We start from the raw sequence: 18092 nt of genomic DNA, 5'->3' as shown, positions 1-18092 counted from the left end.
CATGCAAAAAATTGCTTCTCTGGCCTTGCTGCTCGCAGGTGCCATTCACCTGATTCCCTTGATCGGCGTGCTCGGCTCAGAGCACTTGGCCAGACTCTACGGCGTGGCCCCTTCCGATCCGAAAACGCTCATCCTGCTGTGGCACCGTGCCGTGTTGTTCGGCATCGTGGGTGGGCTCTGCCTGATGGCGGCGTTCAAGCCCGGCCACCAGTGGCCGGGCCTGATTGTTGGTGCGGTCAGCATTTTTTCTTTCCTGCTGCTTGCATGGTCCACAAACGGCTTCAATGCGCATTTGCAGCGCGTGGTGGTGGCCGATGGCCTGGCCCTGGCGTGCCTGGTTGCGGGCGCTGTGGCCCGAGTCTGGTCCGAGAGGTGCCCAGCAAGCGCCTAACTTTCACGAACTTCGGAGCGTGCGAGAGGGCGCCAGCCGCAAGATAAAAGCCAAAGCCACCAGTTGTCAGCGCGTTGCATTGGCGGTTTTGGCCGTGGTTTCAACGTGCTCCCTAAAGTGGTCAACAGCTGGCTTTTCTACCGTTTTCGCACGGCGAGATCCGAACAGTTGAGCGCCTGAAAATAGTGGCACCTTTTGTGACCATGTTGAAGGCAGTTGTGCCGAAATCTCCTTCAAAATCATGGTGATAGCGATACAAAGCGGCTCTCCTGACGACTCTGGGGTGGCGCTTGGTGTGATCACTGATGCAATACCTGGTGCTTGCAGCAGCAGGCTTTTGAAAGGAACCAACCCATGGCCAACGCAACCCTCTCCGCCCCCCAGCCCATCCAGCTCCATCGCCCCGTCCCTGCGCCGGTCGTGCAAGGTGAGTGGTCGGTGGCAGACATCCAGGCCTTGCTCGACAAGCCCTTGATGGACCTGCTGTTTGAAGCCCAAACCGTTCACCGCCAGCACTGGCCTGCAGGCGACGTTGAGCTGGCCACGCTGCTGTCGGTCAAGACCGGCGGCTGCCCCGAGAACTGCGGCTATTGCCCGCAGGCGGCGGAGTTCGACACCGGCGTGAAGGCTGACAAGCTCATGGAGGTGGATGAGGTGGTGCGCGCCGCCCAGGCCGCCAAGGACGCGGGTGCCACGCGCTTTTGCATGGGTGCCGCCTGGCGTGCGCCCAAGGACCGCGACATTGAAAAAGTCAGCGCCCTGATCGGTGCGGTGAAGGGCCTGGGCCTGCAGACCTGCGCGACGCTGGGCATGCTCGAATCGCACCAAGCGCAGGCATTGAAAGACGCGGGCCTGGACTACTACAACCACAATCTGGACACCGCCCCCGAGTACTACACCGATGTGGTCAGCACCCGCGCCTACCAGGACCGGCTGGACACGCTGCAGCATGTACGCAGCGCGGGCATCAGCGTGTGCTGCGGCGGCATCGTGGGCATGGGCGAGGCGCCCGTGCACCGTGCGGGCCTGATTGCGCAGCTGGCCAACCTGCAGCCGTACCCCGAGTCCGTGCCCATCAACAGCCTGGTGCGCGTGCCTGGAACGCCTTTGGCTGACAGCGAGCCCATCGACCCGTTTGACTTTGTGCGCGTGATTGCGGTGGCCCGCATCACCATGCCCAAGGCGCGCGTGCGCCTGTCGGCGGGGCGCCAGCAACTGGGTGAAGCCGTGCAGGCGCTGTGCTTCATGGCCGGGGCCAACTCCATCTTTTATGGCGACAAGCTACTGGTGACAGGCAACCCCGACGTGGAGGCGGATGTGCAACTGCTGGCCAAGCTGGGCCTGAATGGCCACCGCACAACGACCACCACCCTGGACGGGCACAGCCACAGCGCTTGATGTTCCCCGGAGCGGCGGCGTGCTTCTGCTGGAGCGCGCTGCTGCGCCACCGAATGCAGTGCCACAGTGCTGCGCTACGACACGGCGCGGGGCACAGCCATTCAGAGCGGATCTTCGCGCAAGGTCAGTTCAATGCGCTCCATGGGCAAATCGGCCGCCAGGCGGTCCACCTGGGCCAGCCTTGCAGGCTCGGCATCGGCAAACTGCTGGGCAATGCGCCGAAACTCCTCCGACAGTGCCAGGAAGGCATCGACCATGTCAGGGTCGAAGTGGCTTCCCCGGCCGTCGCGGATGATCTTCACGGCCTGCTCGTGGGAATACGAGGGTTTGTAGACACGCTCTGAAATCAGTGCGTCATACACGTCGGCCACGGCCATGAGCCGCGCTGACAGCGGAATGGTGTTGCCCACCAGGCCTTCGGGGTAGCCAGAGCCGTCCCATTTCTCCTGGTGGCTGTAGGCGATCTCCTTGGCATACCGGAAAAACGGGTTGTCCTGTGTGGTACCCGTCTCGGCCGCGATGATGGCGTCGCGCCCCAGGGTGGTGTGGGTCTTCATGATCTCGAACTCTTCCGGCGTGAGCTTGCCGGGCTTGAGCAGGATGCGGTCCGGAATACCCACTTTGCCAATGTCGTGCAGCGGGGCGGACTTGAAGATGGTCTCGATGGCGGCGTCAGTCAGCTCGTCCTTGAAGCGCGGGTGGTTTTGAAGGTCGCGGGCCAACGCTTCCATGTAGTGCTGCGTGCGGCGAATGTGGTTGCCCGTTTCGTTGTCGCGCGTTTCGGCCAGCGAGGCCATAGCGCGGATCGTGGCGTCCTGCAGCTCGGCCATCGCCCTGGTGCGGTTGGCGACCTCCTGCTCCAGAAAATGGTTGTGCTGGGCCAGGAAATCGCGCGCGCGCTTGAGCTGCAGGTGGTTGCGCACCCGGGCCATCACGATGGCCGGGTTGATGGGTTTGGTGATGTAGTCCACCGCACCCAGCTCCAGGCCAACGCTTTCGTCATCGGCTGCGCTCATGGCGGTGAGGAAGATGACGGGGATGTCTTCGGTGTCGGGGTTGAACTGCAGGCGGCGCAGCACCTCGTAACCGTCCATGTCCGGCATCATGATGTCCAGCAGGATCAGGTCGGGCTTGCTGTCGCCCGCCACAATCTGCAGTGCACGCTCGCCACTGGGCGCGAGTTTGACCTTGTAGTCGGTGCGCAGCAGGTCGCTCATCAGCGAGAGGTTGTCGGGCGTGTCGTCTACGACCAGCACCGTGCATTTGGCACTGGGCGCGAATGGGCTATTCATGAACCGGGTCCTCCTGGTTGTCATTGTGTGCAAGGGGAGCCTTGCGCAGTGCTGTCAGTGCCCCCACGAAGTCGTAGCTGTCCATCGACCTCTTCATCTGGCCATACAGCGGCCCCAGCAGGGCCTGCAGGGTGGGGGCGGATTGCTTGAAGATTTCAATGGCGTCGGAATCGTCGTCGGACAGCAGCGCGCTGAGCTGCGCCACCAGTTCACGCGCGGCGGATGCGTCGATCTGCAGGCCGGGAGCAACGTCCGCGCCCGCAACCTCCTCTGCGGGCAGGGCCTGCTGTAGTGCCGTAACCAGCGCCTGGCAAGCCGCTTCGACAGGCTGAAGCAGTGGCTCCACCAAGTCGGGCGAGGCCTTCTGGGCGATGGCTTCTTCCACCCGTTGCGCCAGGGCGGCCAAGGCGGTAGCGCCAATGGTGCTGGCCGTGCCTCTGAGCGTGTGCATGGCGCGCTGGGCCTCGTCGTGCTGCCCGGCGGCCATGGCGATGCGGGTGGCTTGTACCGCATGCGCTTGCCCTGTCACAAATTTGCGTAGCAGGCCCTCGTAGGCAGGCCGTTTGTCCAGCACGCGCCGCAGGCCGGCGGTCACGTCGAGCCCTGGGATGCGGTGCAGTGCGTCATCGGCGGGAAGCGCGGCAGTGGAGTGGGGCGCTGTGTCGGACTTGGAGGGAGCGCTTGCTGGCTGCCCCTGAAGGTCTCCGCCTTCGCTGTCAGCCTCGTCCGCACCGGTGGTACGCGGTGCAATCCATTGCAGCAGGGTGGCAAACAGTTCGTCCGGGTCGATGGGTTTGGCGAGGTGGCCGTTCATGCCCGCTTCCAGGCACAGGTCACGGTCGCGGCTCATGGCGTTGGCCGTCATGGCAAGCACGGGCAACTGGGCCCAGGACGGGTTCTGGCGCAGGTGCCTGGTGGCGGTCAGGCCGTCCATCACGGGCATTTGCATGTCCATCAGTACCAGGTCGTAGGGGGCTTGGGCGAGCATGTCCAGCGCCACCTGTCCGTTCTGGGCCACGTCCACCACCAGGCCTGCGCCGCTCAGCAGCTCGGCGCCTACTTGCTGGTTCAGGTCGTTGTCGTCCACCAGCAGCACCCGCGCACCAGCAATGGCAGACAGGTGCGCTGCACGGGTGGGTGCCTGCTTGGTCCGACCGTCAGAAGATCGGGTCGGCCCTCCCAGCGCCTGCATGGCGGCATCAATCAGTTGCGAGGGGCTGACGGGCTTGGACAGCATCAGCTGCAGCCCCGCGCGCTCCAGTTCGCTTTGCACATCGTCGCGGCCTGCTGCGGTCACTATGACCGTGTGGGGCGGGTGCTGCAGGCGGGCGAGTGCGCGGTGGGTGTCAAACCCGTCCATGCCGGGCATCTTCCAGTCCACGAATGCGATCTCGCAGGGGCGACCAGCCTGTTCGGCGGCGCGGGCCTGGACCACCGCCTCCTCGCCGGAAGAGGCCGTGGTGACGGCAAAGCTCATGCGGGCCAGCATCTCGCCCAGGATATGCCGGGCCTGCTGGCTGTCGTCCACTACCAGTACGTGCCGCCCACGCAGGTCGGGGGTGGGCAGCAGAGGGGCATGGCTCGGGTTGCCCAGCCCCAGACGGGCGGTAAACCAGAAGGTGCTGCCCACCCCAGGCTGGCTTTGTACCCCCACTTCGCCGCCCATCAAGCCAGCCAGCTTCTTGGAAATGGCCAGCCCCAGCCCGGTGCCGCCGTATTTGCGCGTGGTGGAGGTGTCGGCCTGTTCGAACGAGCGAAACAGCCGCGACTGCTGCTCGGGAGTCAGGCCGATGCCGGTGTCCTGCACCTCAAAGCGCAGCAGGACTCCGGTGTTGTCGCGCGACGTTTCGGTGACGCGCACGATGATTTCGCCCTTGTCGGTGAATTTGACGGCGTTGTTGGCGTAGTTCACCAGGATCTGCCCCAGGCGCAACGGGTCGCCGCGCAGGTCGTCGGGCAGGGCAGGGTCCACATCGAACAGCAGCTCCAGACCCTTGTGCACGCATTTGTCGCTGACCAGGTTGACCACGTTGTCCAGCACGCCGCGCAGGTCAAAGTCCACCAGCTCCACTTCAAGCTTGCCGGCTTCGATCTTGCTGAAGTCCAGGATGTCGTTGATCAGGCCCAGCAGATGCTGGCCTGATCGCTGGATCTTTTCGACATAGTCGCGCTGGCGCGGCGTGAGGTTGGTGCTCAGGGCCAGGTGGCTCATGCCGATCACCGCGTTCATGGGGGTACGGATCTCGTGGCTCATGTTGGCCAGGAAGTCCGACTTCATCTGCGAGGCGTCTTCAGCGCGGGCCCAGGCAATCTCCAGCTCGTCCTCGTGTTCGCGCAGGGCTGCGTTGACCTTCTGCAGCTCCACGGTGCGCTCTGCAACGCGCGCCTCCAGCGCCTCCTCGTTGCGCTTAAGGGCCTCTACCAGCTCGTTCTGCGCGGCCATGGCCTGGGACGTAGCCTTTTCGCGCTGCAAGAATTGTCGCGCCATCGCAAAGGCCAGCAAAAACGTGAGCAGCGCCTGGAATGCCGTGAGCCCAGTGGTGAGCAAAGTCTGGCGCTTGACCTCGGCATTGCGCGAATCGCCCAGCATGGCGGAAACGCGCGAGGCGTTGAGCGAAAGCTCTTGCACCGTGTCGCGCAGGCCGTCCAGCTCGGTGCGCAGCCGTCGCATATTGGTCTGGCTGGAGGTGGCGTCCACACTGGCGCCAAAGTAGCTGTCGCCCGCTGCCACAAACCGCTGCAGGGCCGCCAGCGCATTGGCGTAAATGGGCTCGTCCTGCATCAGCGTGCGAGAGGTGCCGCTCTCCAGCGCGCTGAAACGGCTCAGGAACAAGTCGTAACGCAGCTCCAGCTTGTCCGTGGTGATGCTGGTGGGGTCCAGCTCGAACTGGTGCAGCGCATGGTCCAGCTTTTCGTACTCCACGTTGAGCTGCAAGAACGACCACAGCGCGTTGACGTCGCCGCGCCGCATGACGGCCTCCACGCTGCGGTACTGGCTGTACTGCACAGCCGCAATAGCGACATAGGCCAATACCAGCCCCGCAATGATGAGCCTCAGGATGTGTTGGCTGCGCAGCATGCGTGGGGGCTGTGGCGGGGAGGGGCGGCTATCGGATGTGCAAGGCGTTGAGCTGCCAGGCCGCCCGGTTGTAGTACAGCTCGCTGCGCAACTCTGCCTTGGTGTCAAACGGGTACACGATGAACAGCGGGCCTTTTTCGCGGATGGGCATGGGCCGGTTGTTCATCAGGCGCGCCACGATCACGTCGTGGCGCGTGGCATCGTCTGCAGGGATCTCGGTTTTGTAGTCATTCAGGGCCACAGCAGTGATCTTGGTGCCCTTGGCGCCCACCGCCGCCAGCACATCGCGCAGCAGGGGGCCTGTGAAAGTGACGGCGCTGGGGTACCAGGGTGTCTGGGTGGAGAAGCTGTGCTGCGGCAGCTTCTCCAGCATCTTCATGTCGAACTGCGCCTGCGGACCCCGGTTGGTCTGCGTGATGGCGCCATCGATGGTCAGGACGACGGGACCTGTGGGTGACTCCAGGGCGTGTGCGGTGCCCGCCGCCAGCGCACCGATGACCCATGCCGCCAATGCCTTGGACCTCGCCAGTTTCCCCCCATGACGACGATGAGATTGCATGGACACCCCCCTTCCGGTTTGGTAACAGTCTCGCGGACAGACGCCCAAAATGTAAACCGATTTATTGCCGCTGGTCTGGCTGAAGGTGGTTTTGCATATAGAGCGGATGATGGTGGGAGAGGGGGCAGGGCCAGGGCTTCAGGCAGCGGTGGCTGCGGTGGTGAGGTTGGCTGCGGCCATGGTGTCCCAGGCCTTGAGCGCCTCGGCCGTGTACATGAGTGCCGGGCCGCCCCCCATGTAAACGCACACGGCCAGCATTTCTTCTAGTTCTGCACGCGTGGCGCCAAGCTTTTGCAGCGCCTTGACATGAAAACCGATGCACCCGGAGCAGCGCTGGGTCACGCCGATGGCCAGGGCAATCAGTTCTTTGTGTTTGCTGGTCAGTGCCCCTTCCGCCATGGACGCCTGCGCCAGCTGCGCAAAGCCCCGCATGGCGTCGGGCTGGGCCTTGCGAAAGGTGGCCAGGTTTTCGTTGATGCCCTGAATCAGGCCGATGTGATCAAACGTACTCATTTCATTATTCCTCGCTGGGACCATGATGAGCGCCAGCCAGGCGGCGGGCGCACGCCATCGGTTCATTTTTTCATCGGACAGGTGTTGATGCCGAGCAGCGTGTAGGCCGGGCAGAAGCGAAACAGGCCTGTTGCCAGTGGTACCACCCCCAGCCAACCCCACCAGCCCACCGTACCGGTGGCAGCCAGTGCGATCAAGACCAGGCCTGCGACGATGCGTAGCACACGGTCTACGGTTCCTACATTGATGTTCATGATGATTCCTTGCTCTGGGGTTGTGGCCCGGGGATGGGCCTTACTTGCACAAGCGCGGTGAACGCCGGATGCGCTCACCGCCCGGTCAATCGAATGAGGGGGATGCGGGCGCTGCGACGGGATTGCCCGCAGCCAACCACGCGTCAAAGCCGCCTGCGATGGACTGCACCTGCAGGTAGCCCATGTCCTGCATGGCACACGCAGCCAGCGCAGCCCGGCCACTGGTCTTGCAGTACAGCACCACCTTGAGGTCGCGAGCGTTGAGTTCGGGCGTGCTACTGAGCCGGAACTCCAGCACTCCGCGAGAGGCGTGAATGGCGCCGGGGATATGCCCAGCCTGGTACTCGTCGGCCTCTCGCACATCGATCAGCACGTCGGCGTTGCGGATGGCTTCGTCTGCCTTGTCCAGCGGTACCTCTTGCACCAGAGCCTTGGCAGCAGTGACCAGATCGTGGGCGGTTTTCATGTCAGTGTTCCTGCAGTGGGTGGGGTGGTACGGATGCGGCAGCGTGTCACAGCGCGTTGACGGGAATCTTGAGATAGGTCACGCCGTTGGCTTCCGGTGGCGGCATTTCTCCCGCGCGGATGTTGACCTGCACCGAGGGCAGGATGAGCACCGGCATCTCCAGCGTGGCGTCACGTTGGGTGCGCAGCGCCACAAAAGCCTCCTCGGTCACCCCGTCGTGCACATGGATGTTGTCGGCGCGCTGGTCGGCAACGGTGGTTTGCCAGGCCACTGCGCGCCCTGCGGGGGGGTAGTCGTGGCACATGAACAGGCGGGTCTCAGCGGGCAGGCTGAGCAACTTGCGCACTGACTGGTAAAGCGTGTGTGCGTTGCCACCAGGGAAGTCGCAGCGCGCGGTACCCACATCGGGCATGAACAGCGTGTCGCCGACAAACACGGCGTCTCCCACTTTGTAGGCCATGCAAGCCGGCGTGTGGCCAGGCACTGCGAGTGCCTTTGCCTCTAGCTGACCAATGCGGAACACCTCGTTGTCGTGCAGGAGCTGGTCGAACTGGCTGCCATCCGGGTGGAACCCGGGCTCCAGATGAAAGACCTTCTTGAACACATCCTGTACCTGGGTGATGGACGCACCAATGGCAATTTTCCCGCCCAGCTTGTCGCGAAGGTAGTGCGCGGCCGACAGGTGGTCTGCATGGGCATGGGTTTCCAGAATCCATTGCACCTTCAGCCCCTGACCTTGCACAAACGCCACGATCTTGTCGGCAGACAGCGTACGGGTGCGACCCGACTTCGGGTCGTAGTCCAGCACCGAATCCACCACCGCGCAGTGGCCGCCAGGCTGATCGAACACCACATAGCTCACCGTCCAGGTGGCGTCATCAAAGAAGGCTTCTATATGGGGTTGCATCGAAGGACTCCGTATTTAATTTCTATGTTGATAGTTTATTGACAGATAGATTGTTAGTCAATAGAATATCGACATCGAATTTGAAAAAGGAGCCCGCCACCATGCACGCAGAGACGCAAATGGACCTTGAAGCCTTGCGCAGGTCCGCCGACATCGCCTGCCGCTTGATGAAGGTTTTGTCCAACCCCGATCGCCTGCTCTTGCTGTGCCAGCTGACACAGGGTGAAAAGCGCGTGGGCGAGCTGGAGGAACTGGTGGGCATCTCCCAGCCCACGTTGTCCCAGCAACTGGGGGTGCTGCGCGAAGAGGGCCTCGTCAGTACCCGCCGAGAAGGCAAAAACATCTATTACGAGATCGCCAGCCCCCAGGCCCTGGCCGTGATGAACGTGCTGTTCGAACAATTTTGCGGCCCTGCCAAGGAGAGCGCAGCATGCTGATCGACTGGACCCATTTCACCCCCTGGGCCGCCCTCGCGGGCGGTGTTCTGCTGGGCCTGGCCTCGGCGCTTTTTGTGCTTTTCAATGGGCGCATCCTGGGCATCAGCGGCATCGTCGGTGGCCTGCTGCGGCCTCGCGCTGGCGACATCGGTTGGCGTGTGGCTTTTGTGCTGGGCATGTTGGTGGCGCCCGGGCTTTCCTGGCTGGTGGCAGGCCCTACGCAGCCGCGCATTGATACGGGCTGGGGCATGGTGGTGATCGCCGGCCTGCTGGTGGGTGTCGGCACCCGCTACGGATCGGGCTGCACCAGCGGCCATGGCGTGTGCGGACTCTCGCGCATGTCGCCCAGGTCCCTGGTGGCCACCCTGGCCTTCATGGGGGCAGGGTTCGTCACCGTCTTTCTCATCCGGCACGCGCTGGCCTGACCCTCTACGCATCGGAGCATTGATCGCTATGAAAAATCGTATTTCGGAGTTTGTGGTGGGCCTTATCTTTGGACTGGGCCTGATCGTCTCGGGCATGACCGACCCCAGCAAGGTGCTCGGATTTCTGGATCTGGCTGGCTTGTGGGACCCATCGCTGGCGTTTGTGATGGGCGGAGCCATTGCGGTGGGCGTCTTTGCGTTCGCCGTGGCAAAGAAGCGCACCACCAGTTTCCTGGGAGGCGCGATGCACTTGCCCACGTCGCGCGACATTGATCGCCGACTGGTGGTCGGAAGCCTCATCTTTGGCGCAGGTTGGGGCATTGCAGGTTTTTGTCCAGGTCCGGCCATCGTATCGGCGGGCGCAGGCCAGCCCAAAGCCATCGTGTTTGTGATCGCCATGCTGGCGGGTATGTGGCTGTTCGAATTGGCTGAACGCATGTCCCGTCGCCATACCTCCACCCAAGTCGGAGTCCGCTGACATGCCGCTGCAGATCATTGCCCTTACCCCCGATTTCGCAGTGTCGCCCCAGCTGGCCACTACCGACTTTGCCCCTTTGGCCCAGCAGGGCTTCAAGACCGTCATCAACAACCGGCCCGACGGGGAGGGCGGTGGCGCACAACCCACCAGCCCTGAAATGGAGCGCGCCGCCACGGTGGCCGGGCTGCATTACGTGTACCTGCCCGTGGTGAGCGGTTCCATCACTCCGGAACAGGTAGAGGCCATGCACAAGGTCCTGATCTCGGCACCCAAGCCCACATTGGCGTTTTGCCGTTCGGGCGCCAGGTCTGCGCAGATGTTTGGGCTAGCGCAGGCCCTGGGCGTCGAGGCTTCCTGATCTCCCAGGAATCGCCATGAACTTAGTGCCCGGCTGGATCCGCACTTATCAGAAGTCTTGGCTCTCTGGGGACCTTGTCGCCGGTGTGATCGTTACGGTGATGTTGATCCCGCAGAGCCTGGCGTATGCCCTGTTGGCGGGCCTGCCGCCCGAGGTTGGCTTGTACGCCAGCATCCTGCCCATCATTGCTTATGCCATGCTGGGCTCCAGCATGACGCTGGCCGTGGGACCAGTGGCGGTGGCTTCGCTCATGACGGCGAGTGCGCTGCAGCCACTGGCAACGGCAGGCTCGCCCGACTACGTCGCCCTGGCCATGGTGCTCTCGCTGTTGTCGGGTGGCATGTTGCTGCTGTTTGGCGTGTTGCGGCTGGGTTTTCTAGCCCATTTTCTGAGCCATCCGGTCATCAGCGGGTTCATCTCCGGCTCTGCCGTACTCATCGCAGTCGGGCAGGTCAAGCACCTGCTGGGGGTAAAAGCGGGCGGTAGTGATGTTCTCGACACCCTGGTGCAACTGGTACATGCGCTGCCTGGAACCAACCTGGTGACGCTGGGCATCGGTGCGGGGAGCGTGCTGTTCCTGGTACTGGCCCGCCGGTCACTATCGCCCTGGCTGGTCCGCCTGGGCACCCCCCCCCGGCTGGCAGATATTGCGGCCAAGCTCGCTCCCATGCTGGCCGTGGTGGTGTCCACTGTATTGGTGGCCGCCATGCGGTGGGACCAGTCTGCGGGCGTCAGCATTGTGGGGGCAGTCCCTCAAGGCCTGCCACAGCTCGGGTTGCCATCGGTGTCGTTGGTGGCGGTCGGCTCCTTGTGGCTGCCCGCGTTGCTTATTTCCCTGGTGGGGTTTGTGGAGAGCGTGTCGGTGGCGCAGTCCTTGGCACTCAAGCGACATCAGCGCATCCAGCCCAACCGGGAACTGCTCGGCCTGGGCGCTGCCAATGTCGCTAGTGCGTTGTCGGGTGGGTTTCCTGTCACTGGAGGTTTTGCGCGGTCGGTGGTCAACTTTGCGGCGGGTGCCAACACGCCCCTGGCTGGCGTGATTTCTGCCGGGCTGATGGGCGTGGTGATCGCCGTGCTGACCGGCCTCTTCCATTATTTGCCCCATGCTGTGCTTGCGGCCACCATCATCGTGGCGGTGGTATCTCTGATCGACATACAGACCCTGCGTGAGGCCTGGCGCTACGACAAGGCCGACGCCATGTCGCTGCTGGCCACCGCGGGTGGGGTGATCGCGTTTGGTGTGGAGGTCGGTATCTTTATGGGGGTGGCGTTGTCGCTGGGCACTTTGGTTTGGCGCAGCAGCCATCCACACATTGCGGTGGTAGGGCGCGTGCCTGGCACCGAGCACTTTCGGAACGTGGCCCGCCACGCGGTGACCACAGAGCCGGGCCTGATTGCCGTTCGGGTGGATGAAAGCCTGTACTTCGCCAACTCGGATGCACTGCTCGACACGGTTGAATCGCTGGTGGCGGCACAGCCCGATACGCACTATGTGCTGTTGGTGTGCTCGGCCATCAACCAGATCGACACCACCGCCCTGGGTGTGCTGTCCGACCTGGAACGCAGCCTGGCCCAGCGCGGTATGGCGCTGCTGCTGGCCGAAGTCAAGGGACCCGTGCTGGACCGCCTGCAGAACACGCCGCTGGGGCAGCGTTTGGAGGACAGGGTGTTTCTGAGCACGCATGCGGCGTTTGACTTTGCACACCGCAGGGCGACTGCCCCGTCAAATCCATCACCATCGTTGGCCCGATAGCTCAGCTGTTGGTATTGGGCGACCGGCCGCATTGGTTCTTTGAAAGACCTCGACGGTCCCATTGCGCTTGGGCGTTGCTTGTGTTCGCCATCGAACAGACCGAGCCCGACCCGCTGCTTACATTCCGTCTCACATCCCTGCAGGGTGTGACGTAACGGGTTCCCAAGACGCCGCCACCCCATCCTCTGCGCAGGGTCCTGCGATGGTCGGAGCAAAAGGCGTTCTATGCACTTGAATCGAGAGAGCCGGCGGCTTGGTGCCGCTGAGCGCAGCGGTGCAACCCATACCCGCCCAGGAATGTGGCGCTGGTGCGCGACGGCATTTGCCACCCTGGTGGGAGGCTCCAATACATGGGCGACCGTGTTAGCGCAGCCGCTCAACTCCACGGAGGCGCTGGCACAACGGTGGGTGCCAGGGCCAGTGGCTTACGCTGCACTGTCCGCGATGGCGGCGCTGCTGGCCATGATCATCGTGGTGATGATGGTGTACGCCGCACGGCACGGTGTGCTCACACTCAACCGCCTGCTGGGACACCAGCGCCATCCGTACCTCGACATCGACCAGGCGGACTGGCCGCTGATCACGGTGTTCATTGCCGCCCACAACGAGGAACAGGTGATCGCTGGGTGCCTGCAGGCCCTGCTGGACACCAATTACCCGCTCGACCGGCTGAAGGTGGTGCCGGTCAACGACCGCTCTACCGATGGCACGCGCGCCATCATCGACGACTGGGTAGGCCGCTACCCGGGGCGCATCGAGCCGTTTCACCGTACCAAGGGCAAGCCAGGCAAGGCCGCAGCGCTCAAGGATGCCCTTCAACACGCGCAGGGCGACATTGTGATCATCTTTGACGCCGACTATGTGCCCGGCCGTGGTCTGCTCAAGCAGTTGGTGGCACCGTTTTTTGACCCCGAGGTGGGGGCTGTGATGGGCCGCGTGGTGCCGGTCAACACGGGGGTGAACCTGCTCACACGCATGCTGGATCTCGAGCGCAGCGGCGGCTACCAAGTGGACCAGCAGGCCCGCATGAATCTGCGCCTGGTGCCGCAGTACGGCGGCACCGTGGGCGGCGTGCGCTGTTCTGCCGTGGCTGCGGTGGGCGGCTGGCACGACGATACGCTGGCCGAAGACACGGACATCACCTACCGCCTGTTGCTCAACGGCTGGAAGACTGTGTACACCAACCGGTCCGAGTGCTACGAGGAGGTGCCACAGGACTGGCAAGTGCGCATCAAGCAGATCAAGCGCTGGGCCAAGGGACACAACCAGGTGATGGTGCGCTATGGCTTGCGCTTTGCATTCAGTCCTTACCTGAGCTGGCGCGAACGCCTGGACGGGCTGCTGCTTTTGTTCGTTTTTGCGCTGCCACCCCTGCTGCTGGTGGGCTGGTTGCTGGCTCTGGGCCTTTACTTCTTCAATGCGGGAGACATGCTGACGGGGCTGATCTCCTTGTTTGCGCTGATGGCCTACGGCACGCTGGGCAACTTTGCAGCGTTCTTCGAGATCGCCGTGGCGGTTCTGCTAGACGGCAAGCGCAGGCGGTTGCGCCTGCTGCCACTCAGCTTGCTGGGCTTTGTAATCAGCCTGTTTGCCATTTCGTCATCGGTATGGGGGCAGTTGATGGACAAACTGCTGCGCCGCGACATGGTGTGGGACAAGACGGTGCGGTACCGCCAACCGAGCGTCGAGCAATGAACACTGCCTTGTTCTACCTGGCCTTTGTGCTGGTCAGCATGGGATTGATGGTGATTGCCTTTGGCCCCACCTGGCGCGAGTGGCGACACCCCACCGATACCGAGGCTTTGCAGGTGTTACCGCAATACACCACTGACATCGACCATTTCGCCGACCGGTTTCGCGCTTTGGTGCAGGCACACCAGGCGCAGGTGCCCGGCCCCTATGCCAACGAGTTTGATTTTGCGCCCGTGTCACTCGATAGTGTGAACTGGGCCGGCATGCTTCGGCCGATGGTTTGCCTGGGCTCGGTCAAGCCACAGGCGGCCATCCAGTGCGCTGCGCCGCTGTTCGTGCATGGCGACTTTGAAGCACCGGCGCACAGCCGCTTTGCGGGCCTGTTGGCGCAGGGGCGTATCCGGTTGGGTACGGGTTGTGATGTGGGGAAATGGGCGCATGCAGACGCGTCCCTGCACCTGGCCCAGGGCTGCTCGGGGCTGCGGCGCCTGTCTTCATCCACCGCCGTGGAGCTGGAGGCCGACTGCTGCTTTGAACGGATCCAGGCGCCACACATTCGCTTTGGTGGTGATGCGGCAGTGCAATCTGAACGCGAGCAGGCCCCGTTGATTGGGGCCAGTTTTGACCGGTTGGAGGGCGCTCTGCGCCAGAGCGAGCATGTGACACTGGTGCGGGGCGACTGCAAACTGCCGCGCATGCACCGATATCACGGCTCGCTGGTGGTCACGGGGCGTCTGCTCATTGGGGCTGGCACCGTGATTGAAGGCGACGTGAAAGCCCGTGGCGGCATCGTCATGGGCGACCACGCGCGTGTGCACGGCTCTCTGTGTAGTGAAAAGCAGATCCAGCTCCTGGACCATGCCCAGGTGACCGGCCCCGTGGTGTCTGAGTCGGGCATCTTGCTTGGCGCTGGAGTACAGGTGGGCTCGCCGCAGGCTCTCACCACGGTCAGCGCAGAAACCATCATGGCCGAGGCCGGCGCCCGCGCGCATGGCACGGTGTGGGCCCGCCAACTGGGCATCGTGTGGTCAGCCTGAATGCGGCGCACCCGCTGTGCACGGCTGATCGGCGGCCAGCACCCTCGTCTTGTTCTATCCGCTGAACCGCCACAGAGGGCTTCTCCTTGCCACATCCCACCGTCACTCCCCACAGCCGCCAAGACCGCGAGCTGGCCTTCAACGCCGCGCGCGGCCTGCTGGCGCAGGCCCAACAGTCCCACAGGCACCAGTTGCCCCACCGGGCACTCAGTCGCATCCGGCTCAATCCATGGCTGCTGTTGCAGATCGTGGGACTGCCGGTGGTGTGGGTGTCTCTGATCTACGGATTGCGAGAACCGCTGTATGCGTTTTGGCGCAGCTACCTGCTCACCTGGGCGCAGTGGTTACATTTGCCGCTGCAGTCGGCGTCAGCGTCATCGCGCCAAGACCTGCTGGGCCTCAGCTGGTTGCCAGGCGCTGGCGACCAGGGGTTGTCCATCACTACCGGTGCTGCACTGGCTGCAGTGTTGACTGTTGTGGCCTGGGGCCTGGCACTGCGCCTACGGGGGCGGTGGCTGCCCGCGCAGTATCTGGTGCGGGTGCTGTGTGTGGTGCAGGCACTGGCGCTGCTGTACTTCTGGTTTGCGCCGATGCCGTTCCCGCACCTGATGCTGAACCATGTGATGGACCTGCTGGATGCAGGCTACCTGCTTATTCTGGCCATACCTGTGCTGATGGCGTTGGGCTACTACCCGCTGCAGATCAGCTGGCAGGCCAAGGTCGTGCATACCTTGCTCATCTTGTTGTTTTTTGGGGTGATGGTGCCGCAGCAGGCCCTGGTGCATATGCTGATCCTGCAGCACCTGTCGGTGGTGTTCATGCCTGTGCTGTACCTGTGCTTTGGGGCGCTGTTCGACATGATGGTGTTTGTGGCTCTGTATGCTTGGGCGGCCAGCACGGCCCCCTTGTCCGCCACACACTGAGGCGCCGCGCCCGCCCGTTGCGTATGTCCGCTGCCGGACAATCCCCGGCACCGTCCATTTCACTTGTCTGTACGCCTGCGTACGCAGTGAAGAAAACGAAGGCAATCTCTGCAGAATGGACTCGCCATCCTTTTCCCGGGGGTGTCGGCCTTCCTGGCAGTGCGCTCCTTTTTGCGCTGTTGCTCTCCAGATGTTGAAAGCGGTGTCCGGGCTTGCCTTCGGAGATCGTGCACATGCGACGTCGTTCATTGTTAGAAAAGGTGCCTGCCTTGGGTGCCGGTTGGCTTCTGGGTCCGGCCAGTTGGGCCGCAGACGCTCCGGTTCCCATCGACACCGTGGCGGAGATCAAGGCGTTGCGCATCCCGTCGGGCCCCTACGCAGGTGGCTATGAGCTGGCGCCCAATGGCCGCCTCAACTGGTACTTTGCCAACCTGGGGTTGTTGCCCTTGGTCCCGCTGCTCGGGACTGCCGATTTGCAAACCTATATCCTGCCGTACCTGAACCTTTATCTGGCCAGCACTGACCCGGTCACCAGCACCATTGCGGACATTGACTTCCCCTATGGCCGGGCCAACACCTCGGTGGTCAAGAGGGTGTTGTCTGACTCGGACGACGCCTACGCGTCCACATTTCTGTCGCTGGCGTCGCGCTATGTGATATCCAGTGGCAACTGGGCCTGGTGGGAGGCGCACAAGGCGGCACTCAAAAACATCGCTTACCGCAACCTGGCTTTGACGGCCAAGCCTTCGGGTCTGACTGCCGTGTTCCAGGCGCCACGCAGCCAGACCAACGCCAGCGGCTACCTCATGGACAACTGCGAAGGCTACCGAGGCCTGCGCGACTTTGCGGCGGTGTTGCGGTCCCGCAGTGAACTGTCCGAAGCCAACTACTACGACCTGCTGGCAACCAATACCGCCGACGGCATCGCGCGCCAGCTTTTCAAGGGCTCCGCACAGGCATTTTTGGCCAGTGACGCCACGCCCGCACCCAGCTCCGACTTTTACCCCGGCACCACCTGTCAGGTGTACCCGCAAGCCTTTGGGCTGCGCGAGCTGACGGCGCAGTTTTCTACAGGGTGGAACTACCTGAACACCCAGTCGCCAGGCTGGGAAACCGGGCGTCACGATCCTTTCCCCTGGGCCATCCTGGGGTACGTCGCTGCGTTGCGCGGGCAAAGCAGCGCGGCGCGTACGCAACTGGCGGCCATGGACAAAACCTTTGCCGCCAACCGCAGCCTGGTCACCATCAATGAACTGGGTTTTTACCTCCGCACCAAATCCGTTTTGAACGGCAGCACTACGGCATGAAGGGAAATTTTCGCAAGTGCAATGTTCGACAACAGACAGATAGAGACGGCATGCCCCCCGAGAATTCAAAGCTTCCCCGTCCCGATCTCAAGAAGCCACACATCGACCAATCCCTTGCCAACCGATTCTTGTCCCTGTTGCGGCCTGCAGAGCGGTCACGCCTGCTGTCGGTAGCCGATTGGGTGGAGCTGGAGAGCCAACAAACGCTCGGGCGCGCCGGCGAACGGTTGAGCCATGTGTACTTTCCCACCAACAGCATGATCTCGCTGCTCTCCAATCTGGAGGGTGCGCGCCACTTCGAGGCTGGGCAGATCGGCTTTGAGGGCATGCTGGGCGCCAGTGCAGGGCTGGGGGTGACGGCCTCGGCCTTCGATGCGGTGGTCTCGGGGGCAGGGCAGGCATGGCGGATCCAGCTGGATGCGTGGCGCAGCCATTGTTTGGCCAGTCGATCGCTGAGCCTGCTGACCACCCGCTATATGTATGTCGAGCTGTCGCAAATGGGCACGATGGTGGCCTGCGGACACTTTCACTCCCTGGAGCAGCGTCTTGCTCGGTTTCTGCTGATGTGCGAAACCCGCTTGCGCGCTCCCGACATTCAGATGACCCACGAAACACTGGCGCATCTGCTGGGGGTGCGCCGGGCGGGCGTGACGCTGGCGGCGGGCAAGCTGCAAGACAGCGGAGTGATCCAGTACGCGCGCGGGCATATCCTGGTGCTGAACCGGGATGCGTTGCTGGCGCATAGCTGTGCGTGCTTTGACCAGGACCTAGAGATCTATGAGCGGGTGATGTCGGCAGCCGGGAGCTAGCGCCTGCAGACGAT

General features: G+C 63.2%; 20 protein-coding genes. 12 read left to right on the top strand and 8 right to left on the bottom strand.

The window, feature by feature from the left end:
• Nucleotide 1: 1 nt before the first annotated feature.
• Nucleotides 2–391: a phosphopantetheine adenylyltransferase gene (locus tag AC1Q64_RS14250; protein ID WP_492251774.1), complete on the top strand. Its 390-nt coding sequence runs from the start codon at nucleotides 2–4 to the stop codon at nucleotides 389–391.
• Between the two features lie 66 nt (nucleotides 392–457).
• Here the strand turns inward: AC1Q64_RS14250 and AC1Q64_RS14245 are convergent, their stop codons facing one another.
• A complete protein-coding gene (locus AC1Q64_RS14245) occupies nucleotides 458–742 on the bottom strand; it encodes a hypothetical protein (RefSeq protein ID WP_492251773.1) in 285 nt (94 codons plus the stop codon).
• A gap of 3 nt (nucleotides 743–745) precedes the next feature.
• On the opposite strand from AC1Q64_RS14245, the gene bioB reads away from it, so the two are divergent.
• A complete protein-coding gene (bioB, locus tag AC1Q64_RS14240; protein WP_492251772.1) occupies nucleotides 746–1789 on the top strand; it encodes a biotin synthase BioB in 1044 nt (347 codons plus the stop codon).
• Nucleotides 1790–1890: 101 nt separating this feature from the next.
• On the opposite strand, the gene AC1Q64_RS14235 is transcribed toward bioB, so the two are convergent.
• From AC1Q64_RS14235 to AC1Q64_RS14205, 7 genes are all read right to left on the bottom strand, one after another.
• Nucleotides 1891–3081, bottom strand: coding sequence for a response regulator (locus AC1Q64_RS14235; RefSeq protein WP_492251771.1), 1191 nt, complete (start codon nucleotides 3079–3081; stop codon nucleotides 1891–1893).
• Nucleotides 3074–6160, bottom strand: a complete 3087-nt coding sequence (locus tag AC1Q64_RS14230) for a hybrid sensor histidine kinase/response regulator (RefSeq protein ID WP_492251770.1) — start codon at nucleotides 6158–6160, stop codon at nucleotides 3074–3076. Before AC1Q64_RS14230 ends, AC1Q64_RS14235 begins: the two co-directional genes overlap by 8 nt.
• A gap of 28 nt (nucleotides 6161–6188) precedes the next feature.
• Nucleotides 6189–6719 (bottom strand): putative pterin-binding protein, encoded by a 531-nt coding sequence (locus AC1Q64_RS14225; protein ID WP_492251769.1) that lies wholly within the window; start codon nucleotides 6717–6719, stop codon nucleotides 6189–6191.
• 138 nt (nucleotides 6720–6857) lie between these two features.
• Complete coding sequence (locus AC1Q64_RS14220) at nucleotides 6858–7232, bottom strand: carboxymuconolactone decarboxylase family protein (RefSeq protein WP_492251768.1); 375 nt, start codon at nucleotides 7230–7232, stop codon at nucleotides 6858–6860.
• A 62-nt stretch (nucleotides 7233–7294) separates the two neighbouring features.
• Entirely contained in the window at nucleotides 7295–7486 is a 192-nt protein-coding gene (locus AC1Q64_RS14215) for a YgaP family membrane protein (RefSeq protein WP_492251767.1), read from the bottom strand.
• Nucleotides 7487–7571: 85 nt separating this feature from the next.
• On the bottom strand, nucleotides 7572–7952 hold the full coding sequence (locus AC1Q64_RS14210; RefSeq protein WP_291439966.1) for a rhodanese-like domain-containing protein: 381 nt from the start codon (nucleotides 7950–7952) through the stop codon (nucleotides 7572–7574).
• 46 nt (nucleotides 7953–7998) lie between these two features.
• Entirely contained in the window at nucleotides 7999–8859 is an 861-nt protein-coding gene (locus tag AC1Q64_RS14205; protein WP_492251766.1) for an MBL fold metallo-hydrolase, read from the bottom strand.
• A 101-nt stretch (nucleotides 8860–8960) separates the two neighbouring features.
• On the opposite strand from AC1Q64_RS14205, the gene AC1Q64_RS14200 reads away from it, so the two are divergent.
• From AC1Q64_RS14200 to AC1Q64_RS14155, 10 genes are all read left to right on the top strand, one after another.
• Nucleotides 8961–9296 (top strand): ArsR/SmtB family transcription factor, encoded by a 336-nt coding sequence (locus AC1Q64_RS14200; RefSeq protein WP_291439970.1) that lies wholly within the window; start codon nucleotides 8961–8963, stop codon nucleotides 9294–9296.
• Nucleotides 9290–9721, top strand: coding sequence for a YeeE/YedE family protein (locus AC1Q64_RS14195; protein WP_492251765.1), 432 nt, complete (start codon nucleotides 9290–9292; stop codon nucleotides 9719–9721). Before AC1Q64_RS14200 ends, AC1Q64_RS14195 begins: the two co-directional genes overlap by 7 nt.
• 28 nt (nucleotides 9722–9749) lie before the next feature.
• Complete coding sequence (locus AC1Q64_RS14190) at nucleotides 9750–10199, top strand: YeeE/YedE family protein (protein ID WP_291436715.1); 450 nt, start codon at nucleotides 9750–9752, stop codon at nucleotides 10197–10199.
• 1 nt (nucleotide 10200) lies between these two features.
• A complete protein-coding gene (locus AC1Q64_RS14185; protein ID WP_492251764.1) occupies nucleotides 10201–10557 on the top strand; it encodes a protein tyrosine phosphatase family protein in 357 nt (118 codons plus the stop codon).
• A gap of 16 nt (nucleotides 10558–10573) precedes the next feature.
• Nucleotides 10574–12310, top strand: coding sequence for a SulP family inorganic anion transporter (locus AC1Q64_RS14180; protein ID WP_492251763.1), 1737 nt, complete (start codon nucleotides 10574–10576; stop codon nucleotides 12308–12310).
• A 444-nt stretch (nucleotides 12311–12754) separates the two neighbouring features.
• Nucleotides 12755–14005 (top strand): glycosyltransferase family 2 protein, encoded by a 1251-nt coding sequence (locus tag AC1Q64_RS14175; RefSeq protein WP_291436762.1) that lies wholly within the window; start codon nucleotides 12755–12757, stop codon nucleotides 14003–14005.
• Entirely contained in the window at nucleotides 14002–15039 is a 1038-nt protein-coding gene (locus AC1Q64_RS14170) for a polymer-forming cytoskeletal protein (protein ID WP_492251762.1), read from the top strand. Before AC1Q64_RS14175 ends, AC1Q64_RS14170 begins: the two co-directional genes overlap by 4 nt.
• Nucleotides 15040–15125: 86 nt before the next feature.
• A complete protein-coding gene (locus tag AC1Q64_RS14165) occupies nucleotides 15126–15962 on the top strand; it encodes a hypothetical protein (RefSeq protein WP_492251761.1) in 837 nt (278 codons plus the stop codon).
• Nucleotides 15963–16195: 233 nt separating this feature from the next.
• The gene (locus AC1Q64_RS14160) at nucleotides 16196–17269 is read left to right on the top strand and encodes a hypothetical protein (protein ID WP_492251760.1); all 1074 of its coding nucleotides are present in this window, start codon (nucleotides 16196–16198) and stop codon (nucleotides 17267–17269) included.
• Nucleotides 17270–17319: 50 nt separating this feature from the next.
• Complete coding sequence (locus AC1Q64_RS14155) at nucleotides 17320–18078, top strand: Crp/Fnr family transcriptional regulator (RefSeq protein WP_492251759.1); 759 nt, start codon at nucleotides 17320–17322, stop codon at nucleotides 18076–18078.
• Nucleotides 18079–18092: the final 14 nt, after the last annotated feature.

The organism is Acidovorax sp. GW835-FHT14G06, from assembly GCF_058793595.1.
This window is presented reverse-complemented; position numbering and strand designations above follow the sequence as displayed.